Here is a 6,382-nt window from a genome sequence, read left to right as displayed (position 1 = left end):
CCCTTCCGGGCCACCGCCACGACATCATCACGGAACTCTTTCGGATATGCCTTTGCCATAACTGACATCCTTCCAGCGAGAATCAAATCTCACAGATCAGATGACAACCGAACTCTGGGCAGACCCCGCGCAGCAAACCCGTCAGTTCGAATTGCTGCGTAACGCGTGTTGGGGTCGTGGCTTGTTAGCCCTTCCAGGTTGCGAGGTAAGCAGCCCGGAAATCAGCGTCACCGTTCCAGGTGCCGTCCTGCGCTTGATCGGCGTTGCTCTGGTCGAACAGGCGGATTGGAACGTTTTGATCGACAGTTGGCTGGCCAGCGAAAATACGGTTCAGATCATCGATGTTGGCATATGCGCCCCACTTGAAAGCGACAGCTACGGTGGCCTTCTGATACCCACCAGACGCGATCAACTTGATGTTCTCGCCGTCGCCGTTTGCCGAGACCATGAACTGGTTGGTCGTCCCCGGCACCAGACCTGCTTGGCGAAGTCCGTTGATGATCTGCAGCCCAGCGAAATCGAAGCCGGCCCACACCGCGTTGAAGCTAGGGTTCGCCTGCGCAGCGGTTGCTGCATTCGCCGCCAACGTGGTTGTCACATTTGCTACCTGGAAGGGGGTATTTGCAACCACCGAGCAGTCGCCGCCCGCGGCGGCACATTCAGTCATGAAGTCGTCGAAGCCGTTGGTCCGGGCGATCAAATTCGATAGTGCCGGGTCGTTGAACGTCAGAAATTTGGGATGACCCTGGGTTTGCAGGTATGCGTATTCGGCGCTCGCCTTACCCATATCGGAAAACAGCGACAGTGCAGGCTGAACGTCAGCGTAGGGACCCTTGGTGTCTGCGGAGCTCAGATCCCAGCAGGCGTTACAGGCCACAGGAATATTCGCAGCCTTCGCGGCTGCCAAGCCGGCACCGACCGTGGTCTCATCTAGAGCCACCAACACGATCGCGTCCGGCTTGGTCGTAATGGCCTGCTGCATTTTGTCGTTCGCGGTCGTCGCTGAGCCTTGACCGTCGTAAACCGTCGAAGTCCAGCCAATGTCTTGCACTGCGGCCGTCAGCGCATCTGTGATCGTTTTCGCGCCCGTCTCGGCAAGCGTGATCGTCACGATAGCGATGTTCTTGCCCGGTACGGCCTTCGGGCCACCGCTCGGCGGCAACGTTGTTTGCGCAGCCTTGTATTGGTCGACGTCAGCTTGGACCTTTGCTGTGAACTGCGGGTCGTACGTTCCTTTGGAGGCGGTTGGGGTTGCCGTGCCGCCGCTGGTAGCGCAAGCGCTGAGTGAGAGTGCAAGCGCCGCTATCGCAAGCGCCTTGTATCGAAATTTGAACATCTTTGTCCTCAATGATCGTTCTCGCTGGTGCAATGTTCATCCGCGGATGCGGCGTGATTGTCAGTGTAGGACTTGTTTTCGAAATTTATTGGAATCTTTTTTGATTAGTGCTATTTTTGAATTCTGAAGCCGCATCTGAGTGGCGAGGCACCACTGAAGTTGCATAAGTAAGGACGACGATGTTCCCAACCACAGAGACGGCCGCCGATGCGCTCTCTATTAGATCCCTAAGCAAGACATTCGCCGGGCTGACAGTCCTCAACGACGTATCGCTCACTATCGCGCCGGGAGAAGTCCACGCGCTCCTCGGCCAGAACGGTTCCGGCAAGTCAACTCTGATCAAGTGCCTAGCGGGGGTGCACCGTCCAGATCCGGGAAGTTCGATCCAGGTCAACGGGCGCCAGCTACCGCAAACCTTTCCGCCCAGCGAATCGTCACGGTTTGGGCTCGCGTTTGTGCACCAAGACCTCGGATTGATAGGCGACATGACGGTGGCTGAGAACCTGGCCATCGGGACCGGGTTCGAACGTTCCGGACCCCTCATCAACTGGCGCAGCCAAAAGGCGCGCGCGATTGAGATTCTGGACTCATTTGGCCTGTTGATCTCGCCGAACGCTTTCGTTCGCGACCTGCCGGTTACCGCACGGACACTCTTGGCCATTGCCCGAGCGTTCCAGCCAAGACGCGAGGCGAATGCGACTCCGTTGTCGGTCTTGATCTTGGATGAACCCACAGCGGCTCTTCCGGACAACGATGCCGAACTCCTCTTCGAAGCAATAGCTCGAGTGACTGCGGCTGGCGTCGGTGTCGGATATGTCACTCATCGCCTTGAAGAAGTTTTTAGGATCGCAAATCGCGCTTCGATCCTGCGCGATGGAGTCTTGACGGGAACTTTCCTCGTCTCCGAAATGACCAGGCGGTCGCTTTTCACTGCAATTGTCGGGGAACGTGCCGCAACCGAACTGAATACAACCGACACCAACGAGAAGGTGCAGCGAAAGATCGGGGATGCGCCGCAGCCCGTGGTGCTTCGAGCAGTCGAGCTTACGGGTGTGCGCGTTCGAGACGCCTCACTAACGGTAAAGTTAGGCGAAATTCTCGGCATCGCTGGTCTCGCCGGAAGCGGCCGCAGCGAACTGGCGAGGCTGCTTTTCGGCTCGCAGAAGCTGACGAGCGGATCACGTTCGATCAACGACATCGCTATCGCCCCAGCATCTCCGAAGGCAGCGATGAGGGCCGGAATAGCCCTGGTACCCGAAGACAGACGCCGCGATGGTTGCATCCTTGACATGAGCATCGCCGAGAACATCACGCTCGCGAAAATTCGGACAACCAGCATCGGCTTCCTGAATCTGAGCGCCGAGAAGACACAGGTCAAACAAGCTATCAGCGCCCTGGACATTCGGCCACGCGATCCCTCGAGACAGCTCGGGACTTTATCCGGCGGTAACCAACAGAAAGTCGTGTTGGCGAAATGGTTGGCGCGAAACCCCAAACTACTGATCCTCGACGAACCTGTTCAGGGCGTCGACGTCGGAGCGAAGGCAGACATCTTCGCACTGCTTCGGGAGGCGGCCGCTTCCGGCGCAGCCATTCTCGTAATCGACAGCGACTTCGACAACCTCGCCAACTTGTGCGACCGGGTAGCGATACTCCGAAACGGACAGATCGTCAGCGAGCTTGAAGGGCAACGGCTGACAACCGAGAACATGTCACAGGCCACATTCGGCGTCGACGACGAAACCGATCTAGTAAGCGTTGACCAATTTGAGGAGAAACCATGACGACCACGCTAGCCCCACCGGCAAAGCCGCCCGCCCGGGGACCACGGCAAGCTCGACCGCCGAGAAATACTCGCGCCAAACTTGCAAGCGGGTCGCGTTTCGCCTTGCCAGTTCTTCTGCTCATCTTCATCGTCATCTTTTCCATCCTTGAACCGACAACATTCGCAACGCTGAACAACGCGAAGACCGTATTGAGTACGCAATCGGTGTTGGCACTTGTCGCTCTGGCCGCGCTTCTGACGCTAGTGATTGGCGAGTTCGATTTATCTTTGGGTGCCCAGATGGGCCTCTCGGCCCTGCTGCTCCCTGGCCTCACCGCCAACGGCGCTGTACCCATTCCTGTCGCCATCGTGCTGTCGATCGCGGCAACAACCTTTGTCGGGCTATGCAACGGGCTCTTGGTTGCGAAAGCGAAAGTGAATTCGTTCATTGCAACGATCGGTACCGCCGCGCTCATTGGAGCCGTCGTTCTCGCCTACTCCGGCGGCACGGTCATCTTCCAAGGAGTACCCGCGGAACTGATCAACATATCCTCCTGGGCTCCCCTGGGCATCCCTGGCCCGATCATCTACGTAGCGATCATCTCGGTCATCGTCTGGGTGTTCCTGAAACGAACACCGTTCGGTCGCTACATGAGCGCTGTAGGAGGCAGTAAGGACGCTGCACGACTCTCCGGAATCAACACCGACAGGGTCACCATCGTGACGTTCATGCTTGCCGGAACATTGGCCGGCATCGGCGGGGTCGTCGAAGCGGGCCAGCTTGGAAGCGGGAACCCCGCGGTCGGACCCTCATTTCTGCTGCCCGCGTTCGCAGCCGTCTTCCTCGGTGCAACCGCATACTACGTCGGTCAGTTCAACGTCTGGGGAACAATCACCGCCGTTGTAACACTCGCAACCGGAGTCGCCGGGCTTAACCTCTTGGGTCTACCCAGCTGGGTGGAACCAGCATTCAACGGCGTTGCGCTCCTCGTCGCTGTTGCCTTGACACGCTATCTGCGCGGCAAACCCGTGTAACCCGGCGTCAGCACCCATGCCCAGCCAAAAAACGAAAAGGAAAATGACAGTGACAAACAGGTTGCGGGGCAAAGTCGCCCTCATCAGCGGTGGAGCACGCGGAATGGGCGAAGCGCATGCCCGCGCGATCGTCGCCGAGGGCGGCCAAGTGATGATCGCAGACATTCTCGACGAGCTAGGAATGGCGCTCTCGAACGAGCTCGGTGATTCAGCCCAATACTTCCACCTCGACGTCACAGACGCCGCCGGCTGGAAGGCGGCCGTAGCGGCAACCATCGAACGATTCGAGAGGCTCAACGTCTTAGTCAACAACGCCGGAATCGTAAACTTCGGTGCCATTGGTGACTATTCCGAAGACGACTGGTCAAAAGTCATTGCGATCGACCTCACCGGACCCTTCCTCGGTATCACGGCCGCGATGGCCGAGCTGAAAAAGTCTGCACCGTCTTCGATAATCAACATCTCCTCCACCGCCGGACTTCAAGGGTCCGCGGAGCTACACGGCTACACCGCAGCGAAGTGGGGCGTCCGTGGGCTCACCAAATCAGTGGCCCTCGAAGTTGGCCACGCGAACGTACGCGCGAACTCCATCCACCCCGGCGTCATCCACACCCCCATGATCGACGATATGGATGTCTCCTCCCTCGGCGGGGGCGCCCTTGGGCGGGGCGCAACGCCTGACGAAGTATCTGGAGTGGTCGTCTTTCTGGCCAGCGACGAATCCAGCTTCTGTACGGGCGCGGAATTCGTCGTAGACGGCGGCATCACAGCGGGCACTCCCGCATTCGGCTCATCAACAAAATGAACAAAAAGGAACTAGACACATGACAAACGAACTCGCTGGAAAAGTTGCGGTAATCACAGGCGGCGCCAGCGGCATCGGACGCGAAATGGTCGATCTATTCCTTGCCGAAGGAGCTCAAGTCGTCGTCGGTGACATCGACACCAAGACCGGCACCCAACTCGAATCTGAACTGGGTCAGGACTTCCGATTCATTCGAACCGATGTGACAGTTCCCGCTGACGTTGAAGCCCTCATCGGTCATGCGGCAGCCGAATTCGGGCACGTCGATGTGATGGTCAATAACGCCGGCGCGGTTGGCGAGCCAAGCGGGTTGCTCGATCTGGACGCGGAAGGCTTCTCTCGAACTCTCGATCTGCTCCTTCGATCCGTTCTGCTCGGTCACAAGTACGCCGGCCGTCAGATGAAAGAACAAGGCACAGGCGGATCAATCGTTTCCATCTCGAGCGTGGCTGGTATCAGCGGAGGCTACGCGGCTCCGTCCTATGATGCTGCGAAGTCGGCGATCATTCAGGTCGCTCGAACGTCGACGTCTGAACTCGCGCAATATAAAATTCGATCTAACGTCATTATGCCCGGCCTCACCCGCACGCCTATCATGGCGCGTGGGACTGCTCTGGATCCGAAATATTATCCCGAGTTTGTCGAAGCCCTGAAGGTGCCGTTTGCCGAGTTTCACCCGCTTGGACGCGGCGGTACGACTCTGGACATTGCGAATATGGCACTCTTCTTCGCGAGCGATCGCGCAGAATTCATCACCGGCCAGCACATCGCAGTCGATGGGGGACTATCCAGTGTGTTCACCCACGATCTGGGGGGCGTAGTCGGTCAGGCTTTTGAAATCATGGGGATCACCGACGTTGACCCGAGCTTCGGCTCCGCCGCCAAGAGCAGGTGAGAAATCACCATGGACGAGACCTCCGCGACAACCACAGTCGAACTTCTCATCAGTTCGCTGGAGTCGCAGCGCATTACGGCCGCCATTGAGGCAGACATTCCGACATTGGATAGCCTCTGCCACCCGCGAATGGTCTATACCCACACTCGAGGCCAGCGCGACTCAAAACGGTCTCTCCTAGAGAAGATTCAATCCGGTTTCTTCAACTACCTCCGAATAGAGCACCCGGAAACAGAGATCATCGTCGTGGGTGATACTGCGGTCGTCATCGGGCATCAGACCGCGACCATCATCATCGACTCCCATTCTGTCGAACTCAACAACGCCACGACGGCGACCTGGATCCACGGCGACAACCGGTGGCAATTATTGGCGTTTCAGCCGTCACCTCTGCCCGATTGACTCGGCGGAACGAGAACTGAGTATGTCAACCTAGGCCAGGACCACCTGGGTAATCTAAGCGGAGACCACCTCGGCGTTTAGCGGTGTCGGGGCGGCCTATGCCGGGCCCACCCCGGGCCTGTTGGGTGAGGCGTGTTCTGGTTG

General features: G+C 58.2%; 6 protein-coding genes. 5 read left to right on the top strand and 1 reads right to left on the bottom strand.

The window, feature by feature from the left end:
* Window positions 1-184: 184 nt before the first annotated feature.
* Window positions 185-1,336 carry a sugar ABC transporter substrate-binding protein gene (locus B7R21_RS19250; RefSeq protein ID WP_116284867.1) on the bottom strand — a complete coding sequence of 384 codons (1,152 nt, stop codon included), beginning with the start codon at window positions 1,334-1,336 and terminating at the stop codon, window positions 185-187.
* A gap of 179 nt (window positions 1,337-1,515) precedes the next feature.
* Here B7R21_RS19250 and B7R21_RS19245 point away from each other — a divergent pair, with 179 nt between their 5' ends.
* From B7R21_RS19245 to B7R21_RS19225, 5 genes are read left to right on the top strand one after another with little or no spacing between them, the layout of a single operon-like run.
* A complete protein-coding gene (locus tag B7R21_RS19245; RefSeq protein ID WP_116284866.1) occupies window positions 1,516-3,120 on the top strand; it encodes a sugar ABC transporter ATP-binding protein in 1,605 nt (534 codons plus the stop codon).
* Window positions 3,117-4,136 (top strand): ABC transporter permease, encoded by a 1,020-nt coding sequence (locus B7R21_RS19240; protein ID WP_116284865.1) that lies wholly within the window; start codon window positions 3,117-3,119, stop codon window positions 4,134-4,136. Before B7R21_RS19245 ends, B7R21_RS19240 begins: the two co-directional genes overlap by 4 nt.
* A gap of 43 nt (window positions 4,137-4,179) precedes the next feature.
* Entirely contained in the window at window positions 4,180-4,941 is a 762-nt protein-coding gene (locus B7R21_RS19235; RefSeq protein ID WP_216364326.1) for an SDR family oxidoreductase, read from the top strand.
* Window positions 4,942-4,960: 19 nt separating this feature from the next.
* The gene (locus tag B7R21_RS19230; RefSeq protein ID WP_116284864.1) at window positions 4,961-5,836 is read left to right on the top strand and encodes an SDR family NAD(P)-dependent oxidoreductase; all 876 of its coding nucleotides are present in this window, start codon (window positions 4,961-4,963) and stop codon (window positions 5,834-5,836) included.
* Between the two features lie 9 nt (window positions 5,837-5,845).
* A complete protein-coding gene (locus tag B7R21_RS19225) occupies window positions 5,846-6,238 on the top strand; it encodes a nuclear transport factor 2 family protein (RefSeq protein WP_116284863.1) in 393 nt (130 codons plus the stop codon).
* Window positions 6,239-6,382: the final 144 nt, after the last annotated feature.

Origin of the sequence: Subtercola boreus (assembly GCF_003399625.1) — a bacterium.
Classification (GTDB): domain Bacteria; phylum Actinomycetota; class Actinomycetes; order Actinomycetales; family Microbacteriaceae; genus Subtercola; species Subtercola boreus_C.
The sequence above is the reverse complement of the archived record's forward strand: the minus strand, read 5'-3'. Positions and strand labels throughout refer to the sequence as shown.